The 15,646-nt window shown below is 65.1% G+C and carries 19 protein-coding genes, 5 tRNA genes and 1 riboswitch; of the genes, 7 read left to right on the top strand and 17 right to left on the bottom strand.

Translation table 11 applies throughout. The features are described from left to right. On the bottom strand, positions 1-237 hold the full coding sequence (locus tag AC1DCU_RS08185; RefSeq protein WP_025875165.1) for a hypothetical protein: 237 nt from the start codon (positions 235-237) through the stop codon (positions 1-3). 351 nt (positions 238-588) lie between these two features. After that, a complete protein-coding gene (locus AC1DCU_RS08190; RefSeq protein WP_025875167.1) occupies positions 589-798 on the bottom strand; it encodes a helix-turn-helix domain-containing protein in 210 nt (69 codons plus the stop codon). A 78-nt stretch (positions 799-876) separates the two neighbouring features. Here AC1DCU_RS08190 and AC1DCU_RS08195 point away from each other — a divergent pair, with 78 nt between their 5' ends. Next, positions 877-1,317 carry a helix-turn-helix domain-containing protein gene (locus AC1DCU_RS08195; RefSeq protein WP_223485056.1) on the top strand — a complete coding sequence of 147 codons (441 nt, stop codon included), beginning with the start codon at positions 877-879 and terminating at the stop codon, positions 1,315-1,317. 22 nt (positions 1,318-1,339) lie between these two features. Then, positions 1,340-1,403, top strand: a riboswitch (Fluoride riboswitch). Between the two features lie 81 nt (positions 1,404-1,484). Next, the gene (crcB, locus tag AC1DCU_RS08200) at positions 1,485-1,877 is read left to right on the top strand and encodes a fluoride efflux transporter CrcB (protein WP_025875171.1); all 393 of its coding nucleotides are present in this window, start codon (positions 1,485-1,487) and stop codon (positions 1,875-1,877) included. A gap of 3 nt (positions 1,878-1,880) precedes the next feature. Here crcB and AC1DCU_RS08205 read toward each other — a convergent pair whose 3' ends face one another. Next, positions 1,881-2,714, bottom strand: coding sequence for an AraC family transcriptional regulator (locus AC1DCU_RS08205; RefSeq protein ID WP_032976490.1), 834 nt, complete (start codon positions 2,712-2,714; stop codon positions 1,881-1,883). A gap of 150 nt (positions 2,715-2,864) precedes the next feature. Between AC1DCU_RS08205 and AC1DCU_RS08210 the strand changes: the two genes are divergently transcribed. After that, positions 2,865-3,947 (top strand): alpha/beta hydrolase family protein, encoded by a 1,083-nt coding sequence (locus tag AC1DCU_RS08210; protein WP_442251058.1) that lies wholly within the window; start codon positions 2,865-2,867, stop codon positions 3,945-3,947. A gap of 13 nt (positions 3,948-3,960) precedes the next feature. Here AC1DCU_RS08210 and AC1DCU_RS08215 read toward each other — a convergent pair whose 3' ends face one another. Both AC1DCU_RS08215 and AC1DCU_RS08220 read right to left on the bottom strand, forming a co-directional pair. Then, positions 3,961-4,230 carry a hypothetical protein gene (locus tag AC1DCU_RS08215; protein WP_025875177.1) on the bottom strand — a complete coding sequence of 90 codons (270 nt, stop codon included), beginning with the start codon at positions 4,228-4,230 and terminating at the stop codon, positions 3,961-3,963. A 134-nt stretch (positions 4,231-4,364) separates the two neighbouring features. After that, positions 4,365-5,069, bottom strand: coding sequence for an ArsR/SmtB family transcription factor (locus AC1DCU_RS08220; protein WP_442251053.1), 705 nt, complete (start codon positions 5,067-5,069; stop codon positions 4,365-4,367). A gap of 105 nt (positions 5,070-5,174) precedes the next feature. Here AC1DCU_RS08220 and AC1DCU_RS08225 point away from each other — a divergent pair, with 105 nt between their 5' ends. Then, on the top strand, positions 5,175-5,816 hold the full coding sequence (locus tag AC1DCU_RS08225) for a flavin reductase family protein (RefSeq protein ID WP_442251052.1): 642 nt from the start codon (positions 5,175-5,177) through the stop codon (positions 5,814-5,816). 47 nt (positions 5,817-5,863) lie between these two features. Here AC1DCU_RS08225 and AC1DCU_RS08230 read toward each other — a convergent pair whose 3' ends face one another. The 4 genes from AC1DCU_RS08230 to AC1DCU_RS08245 form a co-directional block, all read right to left on the bottom strand. Further along, positions 5,864-6,376 (bottom strand): DUF998 domain-containing protein, encoded by a 513-nt coding sequence (locus AC1DCU_RS08230; protein ID WP_442251051.1) that lies wholly within the window; start codon positions 6,374-6,376, stop codon positions 5,864-5,866. Positions 6,377-6,563: 187 nt separating this feature from the next. Next, positions 6,564-6,637, bottom strand: a tRNA-Cys gene (locus AC1DCU_RS08235). Positions 6,638-6,703: 66 nt separating this feature from the next. Beyond that, positions 6,704-6,779 (bottom strand) — tRNA-Gly (locus AC1DCU_RS08240). Positions 6,780-6,933: 154 nt separating this feature from the next. Next, a tRNA-Gly gene (locus AC1DCU_RS08245) sits at positions 6,934-7,009 on the bottom strand. Positions 7,010-7,083: 74 nt separating this feature from the next. On the opposite strand from AC1DCU_RS08245, the gene AC1DCU_RS08250 reads away from it, so the two are divergent. Then, positions 7,084-7,536, top strand: coding sequence for a hypothetical protein (locus AC1DCU_RS08250; protein ID WP_442251050.1), 453 nt, complete (start codon positions 7,084-7,086; stop codon positions 7,534-7,536). 12 nt (positions 7,537-7,548) lie between these two features. Here the strand turns inward: AC1DCU_RS08250 and AC1DCU_RS08255 are convergent, their stop codons facing one another. Genes AC1DCU_RS08255 through AC1DCU_RS08270 form a run of 4 tightly spaced genes read right to left on the bottom strand, consistent with a single transcriptional unit; the run spans position 7,549 to position 11,828 of the window. Beyond that, entirely contained in the window at positions 7,549-8,460 is a 912-nt protein-coding gene (locus AC1DCU_RS08255) for an HlyD family secretion protein (RefSeq protein WP_442251049.1), read from the bottom strand. Continuing rightward, the gene (locus tag AC1DCU_RS08260; protein WP_223482219.1) at positions 8,457-9,185 is read right to left on the bottom strand and encodes an ABC transporter ATP-binding protein; all 729 of its coding nucleotides are present in this window, start codon (positions 9,183-9,185) and stop codon (positions 8,457-8,459) included. Before AC1DCU_RS08260 ends, AC1DCU_RS08255 begins: the two co-directional genes overlap by 4 nt. 10 nt (positions 9,186-9,195) lie before the next feature. After that, positions 9,196-10,335 (bottom strand): ABC transporter permease, encoded by a 1,140-nt coding sequence (locus tag AC1DCU_RS08265; protein ID WP_100436061.1) that lies wholly within the window; start codon positions 10,333-10,335, stop codon positions 9,196-9,198. Next, complete coding sequence (locus AC1DCU_RS08270; protein ID WP_442251048.1) at positions 10,332-11,828, bottom strand: TolC family protein; 1,497 nt, start codon at positions 11,826-11,828, stop codon at positions 10,332-10,334. The genes AC1DCU_RS08265 and AC1DCU_RS08270 overlap by 4 nt, the downstream gene beginning before the upstream one ends. A gap of 161 nt (positions 11,829-11,989) precedes the next feature. On the opposite strand from AC1DCU_RS08270, the gene AC1DCU_RS08275 reads away from it, so the two are divergent. Continuing rightward, positions 11,990-12,337 carry a hypothetical protein gene (locus AC1DCU_RS08275; protein ID WP_227416593.1) on the top strand — a complete coding sequence of 116 codons (348 nt, stop codon included), beginning with the start codon at positions 11,990-11,992 and terminating at the stop codon, positions 12,335-12,337. Positions 12,338-12,404: 67 nt separating this feature from the next. Here AC1DCU_RS08275 and AC1DCU_RS08280 read toward each other — a convergent pair. Further along, positions 12,405-12,480, bottom strand: a tRNA-Gly gene (locus tag AC1DCU_RS08280). 105 nt (positions 12,481-12,585) lie between these two features. After that, a complete protein-coding gene (locus AC1DCU_RS08285; RefSeq protein ID WP_442251047.1) occupies positions 12,586-13,692 on the bottom strand; it encodes an NAD(P)/FAD-dependent oxidoreductase in 1,107 nt (368 codons plus the stop codon). Between the two features lie 377 nt (positions 13,693-14,069). Between AC1DCU_RS08285 and AC1DCU_RS08290 the strand changes: the two genes are divergently transcribed. Continuing rightward, entirely contained in the window at positions 14,070-14,519 is a 450-nt protein-coding gene (locus AC1DCU_RS08290; protein ID WP_032975740.1) for a hypothetical protein, read from the top strand. A 149-nt stretch (positions 14,520-14,668) separates the two neighbouring features. Here the strand turns inward: AC1DCU_RS08290 and AC1DCU_RS08295 are convergent. Together AC1DCU_RS08295 and pgsA are read right to left on the bottom strand one after the other, a co-directional pair. Then, positions 14,669-14,744, bottom strand: a tRNA-Gly gene (locus AC1DCU_RS08295). Between the two features lie 262 nt (positions 14,745-15,006). Continuing rightward, positions 15,007-15,633 carry a CDP-diacylglycerol--glycerol-3-phosphate 3-phosphatidyltransferase gene (gene pgsA / locus AC1DCU_RS08300; RefSeq protein WP_025875200.1) on the bottom strand — a complete coding sequence of 209 codons (627 nt, stop codon included), beginning with the start codon at positions 15,631-15,633 and terminating at the stop codon, positions 15,007-15,009. Positions 15,634-15,646: the final 13 nt, after the last annotated feature.

Here is a 15,646-nt window from a genome sequence, read left to right on the forward strand (position 1 = left end):
TCAGCCCGGGTCGCCCGGGCGCGGCGGTACCAGCTGGGCGCGGCGGACGATGCCCAGTTGTTCGATGATCAGCGCCATTTCATTGGTGACATCGGTTCGCCCGGTCCCCTGCGGAACCAGACGATCAAGCACCTGCTGGTAGGTATCCCAGAACGCCGGACCGCATCCGTGTTTGTGATAACTGGCTTCCAGTTCGCGGCGTACCCGTTCAGCCAAGCCATGCATGCCGTATTCCATACGACCTCCGTTGGACTTGTTCTGCATCGTTGACGGTCGACCGATTCACTTGCGAGCTACTGAAAGACTCCCGGCCTTCACAGCCGGTTGATGCCAATTAGTCATAGATTTCACGACACGTCAATTACAGGCCGCGACTTTCGCGATTGAAATTATTAATCGTTCATGAAAGGCCGTAGCGACCGGGATCAGAAACGTCCGTGCCGATGTCGACAAAGCCAGCCGGCGAACCCGGGTAGCCATCACAGATCGGACCATCGCTGGGGACACGTCGATCGATTCTGTCTATGTTGCTAAGCATACTTAGCAAATCGATCTTGGCGGCTTGTCTGCGACAACCCTCGACGCATCTCATGCGGTTTCATCGTGCGAGTCGTCATCCATCGGGAACAACGCAGGGTATCGCTGCTGCAGGATGTAGCGCCTGAGCGGCGGGATGGGAAAGCCTCTGGGCCATTGCGAGACAGCGGATCTGCTGATTCCAAACAACCTGGCGAGCTCTGCGTCGGTGGAAAAGCCCAGCCGCGTGCGGACCTGCCGCTTGCTCCAGAATTCGTCCATTTTCGATCCCTTTCATCATCAAACTTATTCTTGCGCCAAGGCCTCTTTCGCTTCCACGCGTTAAGCTGGCTTGCATAGATGAATACTCTTGGACAACGACTCGCGGTCGCCATGAAGGACGCCGGGCATGCACGCCCTGCCGACCTGGCGCGTGCCGCCGAAACGACGACGGCAACGGTCAGCAACTGGCTCAACGACCACGTCAAGGCCAACCACGTGAAAGCCGAACAGCTGTTCCGCATTGCCGATGCGGTGAAGCTGGACCCACGCGAGCTGCTGTTCGGCCCGCTGGGACGGGGAGTCGGCGAGCGCGGCACGGCCTACATGCACATGCCCAGCGAAGCCCATCTGGATGTCTGGCAAGCGGCCTATGAGCTGGTCGCCCACATCCTTGACGAGCGCGGACTTGAGGTGGGCTACCGTCGCGAGGCCACGCTGGGGTTGATGGCCCATGACCTGCTGATGGAGGGCGTCAGCCGCGGTAAGGTCGCACGCGTGGTGATGACTGCCCTGCCCTGACCCATCGCGGGCTGGTAGCATGTCCGTCGATGGGGATGGGGCTCCCCCGATAACCGCCTGAGATGGCTGATGGCTCCTGCTGAGACGAACCCGGCGTTCGTCGATGGCAGGCCGTGCCCGCCATTGCGTCCGCCGTCGAACCTGCGAACACGCACTCGAGGCAAGCAATGCAGACGTTCAACAACTATGTGCTGGTATTCCTCGGCGGCGGTGTCGGCGCCTGCCTGCGCCATGCCTGCAACCTGATCGGCGCCCGCGTGGCCGCCGGCAGCACCTGGCCCTGGTCGACGTTCCTGGTCAACATCAGCGGCGCCGTGCTGATGGGCGTGGTGGTGGAGGCGTTTGCGCTGCGCAACGGCGCGTCGCCGCAACTGCGCCTGCTGCTGGCCACCGGCATTCTTGGTGGCTACACCACGTTCTCCACCTTCTCGCTGGAAACCGGCCTGCTGCTGCAGCGGGGCCAGCATGGCCTGGCCGCACTGTACGCCGGCGGCTCGGTAGCACTGGGCCTGGCCGGGCTGTTCGCCGGCATGAAGCTGACCCGGCTCGCGCTGGGGTAACAGTCAGCCGGCAGCAGCGCGCGCCTGTCCGCGCCACTGCCGTGGCGATTGCCCGGTGTGTGCCTTGAACGCCCGAGACAACGCGGCCTCGCTGCCATAGCCAACCTCGTCGGCGATCCGTTTCAACGGTCGCCCCTGCCGCAACGCCTGCTGCGCCAGGCCTACCCGCCAGCCCTGCAGATACTGCCCGGGCGTGGTTCCCATGGCCTCGCGGAAACTGGCGGCGAACACGCTGCGCGACATGCCTGCAACATCGGCCAGATCTTCCAGTGTCCAGGCCTGGGCGGGTGCCTCGTGCATGGCCACCAGCGCCAACCGCAGCCGTGGATGGCCAAGCCCGGCGAACAGGCCGCCGCGCATCTCGCCCCCCTCCATCAACTGCCGCAGCACCTGGATCATCACCACCTCGAACAGGCGGTTGACCATCACCGTGCGACCGCAGCGCTGCTCGAATGCCTCCTCGAACAACAGCTCCAGGGCGGCATGGCCGCCATACAGTTCGGCCAACGGCAGGCAGATGAAATCGGGCAGCGCGGCACTGATCGGGTTGAGCCTGCCGCCCTCGAAATGGAGATTGGCGCAGGCCATGTCCGCGCCATGCTGTGGATCGGTGTGGAAGCGGTGTGGCAGCGGGCGCGGATACAGCAGCAGGCTGGGAACGTCGACCTGCACCGTCTGCGTGCCATGACTGACCTGCAACGGACCGCGCCGCACCAGGTGCAGCTGGCCGGCGTCGCCTTCGGCCTCCAGGCTGTTGATGCCGCACAGCGCGCCGGCATGGAACACCGAGGCGGTGACCGCGAAGCGTTCGAGCAGGATGGCGAGGCGATCGACCATGGCGGGACCCCAGATCAAATGGAAGGGAGCAGATACGGCAGATCGTATCGAATTCGATTGCATTGCGTCAGGGGCTAGCCACCGTGCAGGGGCAGCGCTATACAGGCGGCACCTTCCGCGCAGACCGCACCGGCCAGGGCAAAGACCATGATGCGAACCTTCCACCGGCTGGTCCTGGCACTGGTCCTGCTGCTGCCGCACGTGTCGCAGGCCGCCGCGCCGCCCGCCCCGTCACGCACCTCCAGCGGTGAGCTGCAGGGCGCGCGCTGGCGCCTGGACGTGCCCGCCGGCTGGAACGGCGAACTGGTGATGCTGGCGCATGGCTATGAACCGGTGGGCGTGCCGCAGCCATCACCGATGCCGGCCAACGACAGCACCGCCAGCCTGCTTGCAGCGGGCTATGCCGTGGCGCAGAGCGCCTATGCCAGCCAGGGCTGGGCAGTGGCAGATGCGATCGTGGACATGGAACGCCTGCGCGCGCACGCCGCGTCCGAATTGAAGGACGTGCGTCGCACCTGGATTCTCGGCTTTTCGATGGGCGGTGCGGTGGCCATCGCCACCCTCGAACGCCTGCCACGGAACTACGCCGGAGGCGTGTCGCTGTGCGGGGCCAACCTGCCCGGCGAACAACTGGCCAACGACCTGCTGACCACTCTGGTGGCGTTCGACTATTTCTTCCCCGAGCCCAAGGGACTGCCCCGGCAGGGCCTGGCATCGGCGGAAGCTGCGGCACTGCCGCAGATGGAGCTCTATCAAGGCATCGCCGCCGCGCTTCAGACCCGGCCGGCCGTGGCTGCGCAACTGGCTGCACGGCTGCAGGTAAGCGTGGAGGCATTGCCGGGCACGATCAGCCTGCACGCGATGATCCTGCACGAACTGGCCACGCGCGCCGGCGGCATGCCGGTCGGCAACGTGAGGACCGTCTACCGCGGATTCGGTGACGACAAGGCGTTCAACGCGGGCGTGCAGCGGCTGGCACCTGCTGCGCCGGCACAGCGATACGTGCGCGAAAAGCTGGCGTTGACCGGCGCGCTCAAGCGACCGCTGGTGATCCAGTTCAACAACAACGACCCGAGCATCGTGCCGCGCATGCAGACGGTGTATCCGCAGCTGGCCGAGCACGCTGGCGCCACGCCATTGCCGCGCGTACTGCCTGCGGTGGGCGAAGGCCACTGCGGCTTTGCGGATTCACAGGTGGTCGAGGCGTTGAAGGCAGCCGCGGCTCCCTTCTGAGCAGCCGACCGCATCAGTGGCCGAGCGTACCCATTGTGAAGGTATAGCCGGAGCGCATGAGGAAGTCGCGCATGCGCAGTTCGGCGCGGCGCGGAGACGGAAGATCCGGCGGGCCATACAGGGCATAGACCACGCCAGCGCCCTCGATACTCTCCCGGCGCACATCACAATGACGGCTCTCCGAGGCGACGACCCAGCCATCCTTCAGTTGATCGGGGCCGATGGACTGCCCGTTCTTCAGCCGGAAAGTAAGCCAGCGCACATCTGCGGTTGACCTGCTCATTGCCGACCAGCCGCATCGTGCATGCGGCCCCTCATGTCCTTGCCTGCCATTGCTGCTCCCGAAGACCAGGACTCCGACCATACCCCGTCGCAATGTCGTGGCCGGCTGAGACTGCCGGCGGCGCGCGGCGGGCTTCAGGCGCGTACGTCGAACAGCCTGCGGAATGCCTCCTGCCCGGCAGGTGTGACCTGCAGGTCGCGCCGCCCCGCGAGGCGACGCAGCCAGTGGTTCTGCAGGAAACTCTCCAGCAGTGCTTCACCCACCATGCCGGCCATGTGCGGGCGCCGCTCGGTGCAGTCCAGGCAGCCGCGGCAGTATCGCGCGGGCGTCACCTGTGGCGATCGCGCGATCAACGCTTCCAGCGGCTGACCCACCGCGCGCAGGATGGCGGCGCCATGGGACGTCATCTGCCAATGGTCTGCAGCCGTGGAGATCGCCCCGATGGTCAGCAGGTGGTCGCAGATGGCGACGGCGTATTTACCCGCCAAGTGCCGGTAGCAGGTGCGCGCCCGGCGGAAGCCGGCATCAACTCGTACCGCTCGTGGAGAAAGCGGTGGCCGTTGATCGCTGAAACGCAGGATGCCTTCCAGCATGTCGGCGACCTCGGTCGAGGCAATCCGGTGATAGCGGTGGCGTCCCTGCACCTCCACGGCCAGGATGCCGCCGTCGAGCAACCGCCGTAGATGACTGCTTGCCGTCTGCGGCGAGATGCCAGCCACGCCGGCCAGCTCGGACGCCGTGTGCGCCCGGCCATCCATCAACGTCAACAGCATGGCCGCGCGTGCATGGTCACCGACCAGCGTGCCGACATGGATGAAGGAGCGGGACGTCTGGACCATGGCCGCATTGTGGCATGCCGCTTTCCGCGCATCGTTCGACCCGGATCGAAGCATGCGCTCCCCTGCACAGTGCACAGTCATCGCCCGCACGCCACGAGCTCAGACATGCCACCGCAAGACTTCCAGCGCCGCTGCATCACCCCCTCCGTGCTCTACCCGGGAACACCGGTGGTGCTGATGACCACGTTGAATGAAGACGGCAGTGCGAACATCAGTCCGCTTTCATCATTCTGGGCGCTGGGCGACCGCGTGGTGCTCGGTATCGGCGAACAGGGCCAAGGCTGCAGCAACCTTCTGGCACGCGGCGAATGCGTACTGAACTTCGCAGATGCCACGCAGGCGGCGCAGGTTGAAGCCATCGCCCGCGCCACCGCCCGCACCCCGGTGCCGGAATCGAAGCGTGCGATGGGGTACGTGCATGTGCCTGACAAGTTCGCACTGGGCGGCTTCAGCCGCGTCGATTCGGTGCAGGTGGCACCGCCGGCGATTGCCGAATGCCCGCTGCAGGTGGAGGTCACGCTGCTCGCCTCGCACCGGCCCAGCGGAACGCAGGATCAGGGCTTCATGATCATCGAAGGACGGATCTGCCGGGTGCATGCGCACGAGGCGATCACCGTTGCCGGAACCCAGCACATCGACGTGCAGCGCTGGGCACCGTTGATCTACCTGTTCCGCCACTATGTGGGCACCACCACGCCGGTGGCGCGCAATTTCCGCGCTGACGATCCTTTGCCGCCGACTGCATGAACCCTTGGCTGCACGCTGCCAACGAGGAGGCAGCAGAGGCCTCTGATTCAGATGCGGGATCGACGCAGCTCCAGCGCGGCGAAGGTGTACCAGCCGAACGCCGGCAGCAGCGCGATGCGCTGGGTGAGGCCGCGATAGGGCTCCGGGTCGAAGCCGGAAAGCATCAGCCACAGATAGGCCATCCCCAGCAGCGAAGTGACGCGCGCAATCCAGACCATACGCGTCGACGCAGCAGGGCCCAGCTCGGCCAGGAACAGCAGCGGGGTCAGGATCGAGAAGATGCCGATGCCATAGAGGCCATGCAGCGGACTGCCCGTGGTGAAGACGCCATTGCTGACCATGGACACGCCGAACAGGAGGGAAGTGAGCACAGTGAGCGCGAAACGGCGACCTTGCGCGAGCAACGCAAGGCTGAAGACGATGATGGCCGAGCCACTGACCACCGCGCCGACCTGCACCGCCTTGGCTGGCAGCCCCGGCATCAGGCCCAGCTCGCTGAGGTGCTGGGAGAGCGGGTGGTAGCCGGGCACGGTGAATGCAAAAGCGATCAGCGCCAGCATGGCGCCGAGAGGAACGTATACCGCTTGCTGGATGGCCAGGTTCCGCACTGCAGTCACCACCGCTGAAGAGGAGTGCGGCGACGTTAGCAGCCGGTCCCGCCGGGTCGCATGTGCAGTTTGGTACCCCTGCTGGCGCCAGGGGTCCGCACAAAGAAAAAAGCCCTGACCGAAGTCAGGGCTTTTCAATTGGAGGCCTCAAGCGGAATCGAACCGCTGTAAACGGATTTGCAATCCGGTGCATAGCCACTCTGCCATGAGGCCAACGTACTGCGATCAGGAACGACGCCCCTGACATGACAAAACCCCGCGATGGGGCCTGTCGAAACATGGAGCGGGAAACGAGACTCGAACTCGCGACCTCAACCTTGGCAAGGTTGCGCTCTACCAACTGAGCTATTCCCGCATAAGCCGTCATGGTACCGGAAGCCCGGGACACACACCAGCCATTTCACAACAGTTTTCACTTTTCTGACTGCGCGAAGAGCCTTGTGGCTCAACGTGCCCCGCCTTGCCATGGCGGGAGAAAAACAAGGCCCCAACCGGGGCCCTGTGCAATCTGGAGCGGGAAACGAGACTCGAACTCGCGACCTCAACCTTGGCAAGGTTGCGCTCTACCAACTGAGCTATTCCCGCAGATTCTCCGACCTGCGTCGAAGGAGCGCTATTGTGTCCAAATTCCTTCACGCCGTCAACAGTCCGCAGCACCGATGAACCCGCCCACGAGACCTCGTTTCGCCCGCCTGTGCTGGAGCCTTGTCGCCCTGGCCTGGCTTGCGGTGATTGCTGCACTGATCAATGCAGGCTTCACCCCGGACTATTGGATGCTGCGCCACTTCGAAGGCGCAACCCTGCCCTACCCCACCGGCGCGGTCATCCAGTTCGCTGTACTGGCCGGAGCGGAACTGTTGGTCACCGTGCTGATCGTGCGTCCCTGGAAACCAGGGCGCGTGTGGTTGCGGCTGCTGATCGCCCTGGTGCTGCTGCTGGCCTGGTCGTTCCCGTGGCTGGCCGCCGCCCTGCACCAGGCGCCGGTGCAGGGAATGCACCTGCTGTGGCTGCTGCTTCTGGATGTGGGATTGCTGCTGGCGCTGTGCGTGGTGACGCTGGCCAGTGCGTGGCGGGCGTTGGCCGGGAAACAGACCCGACGCGCACGCCCCTAGCGAAGCACGCCCCTACCTGTGGAACTCCACCCGCACATGTTGGCCGACGCGCGCCTTGGCGGCGCTCTCGAATTCCAGCACGCACTCCACCACCTTGGCCACGCCGCGCCCTGCGTCTTCGGGCAATCGTGCCTGCGCGAACACCGGGCTGATGCGGACCACACGTGCCACCGGCAGTGGCTTGCCCTCTGCGCCATCGCTATCGATCACCACCGTCGCACGCATGCCAACCTGCACGGCATCGGCGTAGGCCGCACTCAGCTCGGCACGCACCTGCAACGGTCGCGCCGGCAACAGTGACATCGCCGGCTTGCCGGCCTGCACGAACGCACCCACGCCCGGCACCTGGCCGACCACGATGCCGGCGTCCGGTGCGGTCAGCAACATCTGTCGCAGCTTGAGCCTGGCGTGCTCCAGCTTGTGCTGGGCCATGTCGACCTGCGCTCCGGCCACATCCACATCGGCGCGGACGCCGGCCAGCTGCTGCCTGGCTGCGTCGGCCTGCTGGCTGGACGACACGCCTTCACTGGCGCCGGTGGCCAGGCGGGTGGCGTTGCGCTCCAGTTCGCGCAGCTGCGCCTGACTGCCCTTCAGCCGGTCGGTGGCCAGCGCGAGATCGGCATTGGCCATGCCCACCTCCTGTTCAAGCAGTGCGCCATCCAGGGTGAGCAGGACATCGCCCTTGCGCACCACCGCCCCTTCCTTCACCGGCGCGGCGCTGACCGAACCATCCATCGCTGGTACCAGTGCAATCAGCCCGCCTTCCACATCGATGATGCCGCGGGCGACGGCGACGTTGTCCGCGCTGGCGGACGTGGCAGCGGTCGGCTGCGCGGGTACGGGTGCATCCTTGCTGCAGGCACCCAGCAGCAATGTCGCGCCCAAGGAGAAGCTGAGGGAGAACAATCGCGGCATTCTGGTCATGGGCTGTGCTCTACGGTTTCGTTCTGGCGGCGGTCATCGCGGACCGTGCCGTCTTCCATGGCGATCACCCGATCCGCATGGCGGATCAGGCGTGGATCGTGGCTTACACACAACACCGTGGCCTGATGCGCTCGTGCATAGCGGTGCAGGATGTCGATCACGCGCTGGCCGTTCTCGGCGTCCAGTGCGCTGGTGGGCTCATCGGCGAAGATCAGCGTGGGTGACTTGGCGAACGCACGGGCGACGGCTACGCGCTGCTTCTCGCCGCCGGACAGCTGTGCCGGGCGCATGTGGCTGCGGTGCGAGAGGCCGACTTCGTCCAGCGCCTGCCGAGCCAACGGCTCGCTGTCGCGGTTGCGCATGCCGCGATAGCCCAATGGCAGCTGCACCTGCTCCAGCGCCGTCAGCGCCGGGAACAGGTTGAAGCCCTGGAACACGAAACCGACGTGGTGCAGACGGAAGCGCTCCACCTCGCTGCGGGTCATGTGGCTGACGTCCTGGCCAAGCGCATGCACGCGACCGCCATCAGGCGTTGAGAGCCCGGACATGAGCGACAGCAGCGTGCTCTTGCCGCAGCCGGAGGGGCCCGATACCAGGGTCAATTCGCCGGGATAGATGTCCAACGACAGGCCACGCAGCACGGGCACATGCACATCGCCGGACACGAAGCCCTTTTCGAGTGCGTCGGCACGCAGGGTCGGGATCGCGATGGGAGCATTCGTCATCGGTGGCCCCTCAACGCAACAGCAGCGATGGATCGGAACGGACGACGCTGCGCACCGCCATGATGCTCGACAGCATGGCCATCACCGCGACCAGCGCCACGCAGCCAAGAACCACCATCGGCGTGAGCTGTACCGGTACGCGCTGGGTCTGCGCGGCCATCAGCACCACCGCGCTGAAGGCTGCGGCCAGCAGCATGCCGACACCACCGATCAGCACGGCCTGTTCGAACACCACACGAGCCAGGGCGTAGCGGCCTGCGCCGAGCGCATTGAGGGTGGCGTACTCGCGTACCGACCCGGCCACCACTGCGGCAAATGACTGGTTGGTGATCACCGCGCCGACGAAGCAGACAATGACCGCCATGAACAGCACTGCGATGCCGGCGCCGGTATCGAACAGCCAGTATTGCTGCGAACGACTGGCGAACTCCGGCGCTGTCCAGAACTCGACGGGCGTGGCGCGGCCCGTCGATGCACTGAGGCGATCGCGCACGCGCGCGGCCAGCTCCGGTGAGCGCGTGCCCGCCACGAAATAGGTGCTGCCTTCATGCGGATCGGTTCCGGCGATGGCACGCGCGGTATCCAAAGACGCCAGCACGTTGACGCCGCCAAGGCCACGCAGGCCGGGTTGCGCTGCAACCACACGCACGGCCTTGCCATTGATCCACGCGCGGTTGCGGTGCAGATCGACGCCCAGCGTATCCAGGTCCGCGCTGTCGACGATCACCGCACCGGGTTCGCGCAACCGGGCACGCAGATCGGGCGACAGGATGCGCGAGAACATCATCGCGTCGCCTGCCGTGGAGATGCCGGACAGATAGACCGACACGTTGCCGGCACCCTGTGCGCTGGAGCGCCACTCGCCATCGACCCACTCGTAGGGTTCGACGCGGGTGACATCCGGGTCCATCCGCAGGCGATTCTCTACATCCGCACTGATCGCATGACCGTAGTTCACGCTCTGCGTGCCGGCAAAGCCCGCCCAGACATCGGCGCTGGACGCCTTCACGTAGATCGCGGCGGTGCCGAAGATGCCCAGCACCAGTGCCGCCTGCACGATCAGCAGCACGCCGGCGAAACACATGGCCAGCACTACCGGCAGGAAACGGCGCCACTCGTAAACCAGGGTCTTGCGGGCAAGCGCGATCATTGCGCGTCGCCTTCAGGCTCGGCTGGCAAGGGAGCACCGCCCACTGCGCGATAGAGCGATGCGAATGCAAGTACGCGAGCACCCTGCGCGCCGATCAGGTCGGCCTGCGCGGACAGCGCGGCACGCTGGGTTTCCAACCCGTCGAACTCACTGGAAAGACCAAGCTGCACCTGCCGGGCCTGTCGTGCGACCTGCTGCCGGGCTGCTTCGTCGGCCACCTGCAGCGACTGGATGCTGCTGTCCTGGCGGGCCAGGCTGCCCAGTGCACCCTCCACTTCCGCCACGCCCTGCAGCACTGCCTTGCGATACCCCAGCAGGGCTGCATCCAGCTGCTTGTCGTCGGATTGATAGCGCGCGCGACGTTGGCCCCAATCCCACAGAGGGATATCGATGTAGGGACCAATCGATGGGCTGGAATCAGAGTTGGAGCGAGCGTTCTGGGTCAGGTTGTAGGCGTAAAGGATGGAACCGCCCAGGCTCAGTTTCGGGAACATCGACGCGCGTGCACTGCCCTTTTCGGCGGCAGCCTGCAGCACATCGGCCTCGGCCAGCAGGATCTGCGGGCGATGGCGCAGCAGGTCGGCCGGCACCTGCTGCAGGGTGAAGGCGCTCAACTGCGGTGGCGTGCGGTAGGCATTCCAGGCCGGATCCGGACCATCGCGACCCAGCAGCAGCGCCAACGCGCGCGAGGCGTTGCCCGCGTTCTCATTCGCCTGTGCAATGGCCGCGCGCGTGGCCGCCCGCCGCGCGCGCAGGCGATCCAGTTCACCGGGCTCGTCCAGATGCAGGCGCTGCCGAACCAGGCCCAGTTGCTCGCCACGTGCGTCAACGGCCTGCTGCCTGCCCAGCAGATCCACCTGCGCCTGCGCGACGGAAAGATCCAGGTAGCTGCGCACCACATCAGCGATGACCGCCACCTGTGCCGCATCGCGCAGTGCTTCGGCATTTCCGTTGGCCGCCTGCGCGCTCAGACGGGCACTCTCCGCTGCGCCAAACAGGCCAAGATCCCAGATCGCTTCAACGCCGGCGTGGAAGTACGTGTCGACCGCGGCGGCGTCCTGCACCTGCTTGGCACTGGCGGAGATTTCCGGACGGAAGCGCGCATCGGAGGTGCCCGACAGCAGGCGTACCGCCTGCAACCGCAGGGTGGCCTGGCGCAGGTCCAGATTGCCGGCGACGGCCTCGTCCACCAGCGCGTTCAAGCGCGCATCGGCCAGCACCTTCCACCACTGCCGCGCGTCGACCGCTACGCCCTGCCCTGCCGCGGTCTGACTCCAGACTGCTGGTACGCGATCAGGCAGATCGGGAACCGGCACCGACATGCAGCCCACCAGCATCATGCTGGTCAGCAGCGCCCCGGTACCCAGGACGATGCGTGGGACGACGGCATACCGGCGCGCGAACGCTGCCGGGAAAGTGATGCGACTGGCCACCCGCCCGCCTTCGTGGAGAGAGAAGCCGAGGAGGCTACGCCGCGATTGTGGAGTGGACATGGAGAATCGGTCGGAGGTGCGTTACAGCGCGTGTGCGGTGCATGCATTGCGAACCCTCGGCCTTTCCACAGCCTTTCATCGGCGCCGCCAAGCTGAACGCTGGACTGTCCGCGGGCGCTGCGGCACATTGTCCTGAACGCTTACACTGGCAGGCAATACGCTTGAAATCCGCCCTTCGCCGCACGCTCGGCATCTTCGCGACCGTGCTCATCGTGGGTACGACGGCGATCTGCCTGACCACTCCGTTGGCGTCGAACGCGGCCATGCTGCTGATGGACCGCAGCAACTTCATTCCCGCGCAGTCGTCGATCTTTTCCTTCGAGCCCTACGTGATCAACGAGGGCTCGTCGAACTACTGGTTGTACGGCCAGGACCGGAACTACTACTACCACTTCACCTACCGGGCCGACGCCCCGTATCTGTACATCACGCGGAAGAACGCCTGCGCCGGCTTCGATCGTGCGGACGTGCGAACCTGGTGCGGTGCGGGCCGAGGCAGCCCGCGCTAGCGCGATCGCAATCCCTTTCCGGTGCGCAAACGAAAAACGCCCCCTTGCGGGAGCGTTTTTCTGAATCTGGAGCGGGAAACGAGACTCGAACTCGCGACCTCAACCTTGGCAAGGTTGCGCTCTACCAACTGAGCTATTCCCGCAGATTCCGTTCGACCTGCGTCGAAGGAGCGCTATTGTGTCGGGATTGCTGCACGGCGTCAACAGGATTCTGCTGCCCCCTCATGAAGCAGCGTTCAGCTTCAGGATCACATCCACACGCCCCGCCGATGGAAGTAGATCTGCTCGGCCAGCCGGCGCATCGGGCCGGTACGCAGCAGCGCATTGACCGGCCAGTCCTGCTGCAGGTGGTCCATTGCCCAGCGCAGCATGCGCTTGCGGTGAAAGGTGGGGGCCGCCTGACGCGCCACCTGCTCTGCGGCCGGCCCCTTGCCGCGCCGGTGCAACCCGATCGCATCACCGACCGCCCAGCCATGCCGCCATGACGAGTGGATGCCGCCGGCCGACAGCGGCGAAACAACACCTGCCGCATCACCGGTCAGGATCACGCCCGGCGCGGTGATCGGGCCATCCGGCAACCCGCAGGGCACCAGCCCCGCGCGGGTGCCGGCAACCTGGGCCGAGTGCGGAAGTCCCACAACGTCGCGCACGTGTTCAAGGAATCCCTCGATATCCGGCGCGCGTGCATGTGCGGGATCATGCCGCAGCGCCAATCCCACCTGCACGCCGGTGGGGTTCTGCGCGGCCCAGCCGATGTAGCCGGATGCGAATCGGCGGCTGACAAAGCAGTGCAAGGCATCGCCTTCCGGCAGCTGCACGCCGGCAAACTCGCGCTCGACGCCATACAGATTGTCGCGCACCTGGCCCAGGCCGGTACGCTGGGCAACACGTGATCGTGCGCCATCAGCGCCGACCAGATAGGCCGTGCGCCCCACCCCTTCAACCTGCCACGCGTCGCCGTCGCGGCAGGCGTCGGTGAACGACTGCTGCAGACGCAGGTCCACGCCATTGGCACGCAGTTCGCTGGCCAGCCAGCGCATCAGGTTCGGCGTATCGGTGGTGAGGAAGTAGTAACCCGGTGCGGTCAGCAGCACGTTGTGCAGGTTCGGCGCATACAGGCGCACGCGTGCGACGCGTTGCACGAGATGATCGGGCATGCGCCCCAGCCAGGTCTGTTCCATCGCCTCCTTCACCACGATACCGGTGGTGTGCAGGCGTTCGCCAGGGTCGGCCTTGCGCTCGAGCACGCAGACGCGCAGGCCGTACTGAGCGGCGGCAAGTGCGCAGGCGGCACCACCAAAACTAGCGCCGACGATGACCACGTCGTAGTCGTTGGCAGGGGGAGTCTGAGGCATCGCGGCGTCACCTTGCTGGATCCGGGGGTACAGCGTGGGATCGGCGCATGGCGAGGCGATGGAGTGGCGGTGAAGTGGGGATGAAGCGCTCGCTCGCCCGATCGGGCTCCATTTCGGAATACTTGTATGGACTCACCCCGGACGACGATCAATAGTTCCTGGCCCAGTGCCATCACCAATGTAGTGGCGACTATCGACAACCACTCCGACACCCTCGATCGGGACCAATCTGAGAACGGCGACATGTAGTTGAGCATGTCCAAGAGCGCGAGTCTCGGCGATCCGCTGGCAGTGGACTGATCGCTCCGAGCAACAACCGCTCTCAATGAACCCACAAGACGACCAGTCCTCCCGGACCACGACATTCGAGAATCGATATGGATCACTTCGCCCACCTTGGCTACCACTACGGCGAGCGAGAAATCGAGTCGTTGCTGAAGGAGCTTGGGATCGTCGATGCTCCAGCCCTGGAGCCGCATTGGACAGATGCTTACTTGTCCAACGCATCACTCGGCGTTGAACTGACATTGTCAGATTCTGAGTCCTTGGCCTTTCCTAGTCGCGACTATCCAGCTGGCGCGCTAGTGTTATCCAATTTCCGCTACTACGGACGGGAAATCGGCGACTTTTCCGTTTACCGAGGCGCCCTGCCCCACGGCCTCACTTTCGGCCAAGGCAGGAGCGACGTCTTGTCAATGTTTGGTGAACCGGAATGGACAAATCCAGAAAGCAGCCGCATGCGATGGAAATCCGGCAGCTACAGAATCCATGTGACATTCGACAAGACCGGAAAGCTAGCAATTGTCTCCGGAGGATTGCCGATCTAAGAGCACAACTCTGCGCAACGTTCTGTCGGCACCCAAGTCATGATGTCTGCCGACATCGAGCCACTCCCAGACCACGCCGTCGACATCGCCCTATCTCGCGACAGCTCATAACGAAAAACGCCCCCTTCCGGGAGCGTTTTTCTTGAATCTGGAGCGGGAAACGAGACTCGAACTCGCGACCTCAACCTTGGCAAGGTTGCGCTCTACCAACTGAGCTATTCCCGCTTGGGAGGCGAAATTCTACCTGTTCTGCGCAACGCGTCAAGGCCTTTTTTTCAGGCAGATCGAGAGGTCATGGAATGCGTCATCCACGCATGGCGTGGATCTACCGCAGGCCACATTCCAGGCGATCCACGCCATGCGTGGATGAGGGATCCCGCGAAGGCCCACACAGTGCATGCATGCCCAGTAGATCCACGCCATGCGTGGATGAGAGCAGCGACGGGGTCAGAGCCCTTTCCTGCGGAAAGGGATCCGACCCCGGTGCTCAGTTGCCCAGCTTCTTCTGCCGCGAACGCTCGCGCGCGGCGCGCTCGTCGTCACGCAGGCTGGGCCAGGCGGCGTGCAGGTACTGCAGGCCCGACCACAGGGTCAGCACCGCGGCAATGGCCAGGGTCCAGTCACCGATATGGAATACCGGCGGGCCCATCCAGATGTCGTCGACCGGCACGTTCGGCGCCACCGAATACAGCAGGCACAGCAGCGCGACCATCTGCGCGGTGGTCTTGACCTTGCCGATCATCGCCACCCGCACCTTGGCACGCTGGCCGAGTTCGGCCATCCACTCGCGCAGCGCCGACACCGCGATCTCGCGGCCGACGATCACCGCCGCCCAGAACGCCATCCACGGGGTCGGATGCCCCTGCACGATAAGGAACAGCGCCACCGCCACCATCAGCTTGTCCGCGACCGGGTCGAGGAAGGCGCCGAACGCCGACTCCAGGCCGTAGCGACGCGCGATCCAGCCATCGAGCCAGTCGGTGATCGCGGCCAGGCCGAAGATCGCCGCCGATGCGAAGTTGGTCCAGGTGTAGGGCAGGTAGAACACCAGCACCAGCACCGGGATCATCACGATCCGCAACAGGGTCAGCCAGGTGGGCAGGGTCAACGTCATGCGGCTTTATTCT

It is taken from the genome of Stenotrophomonas sp. 10L48 (genome assembly GCF_056395105.1).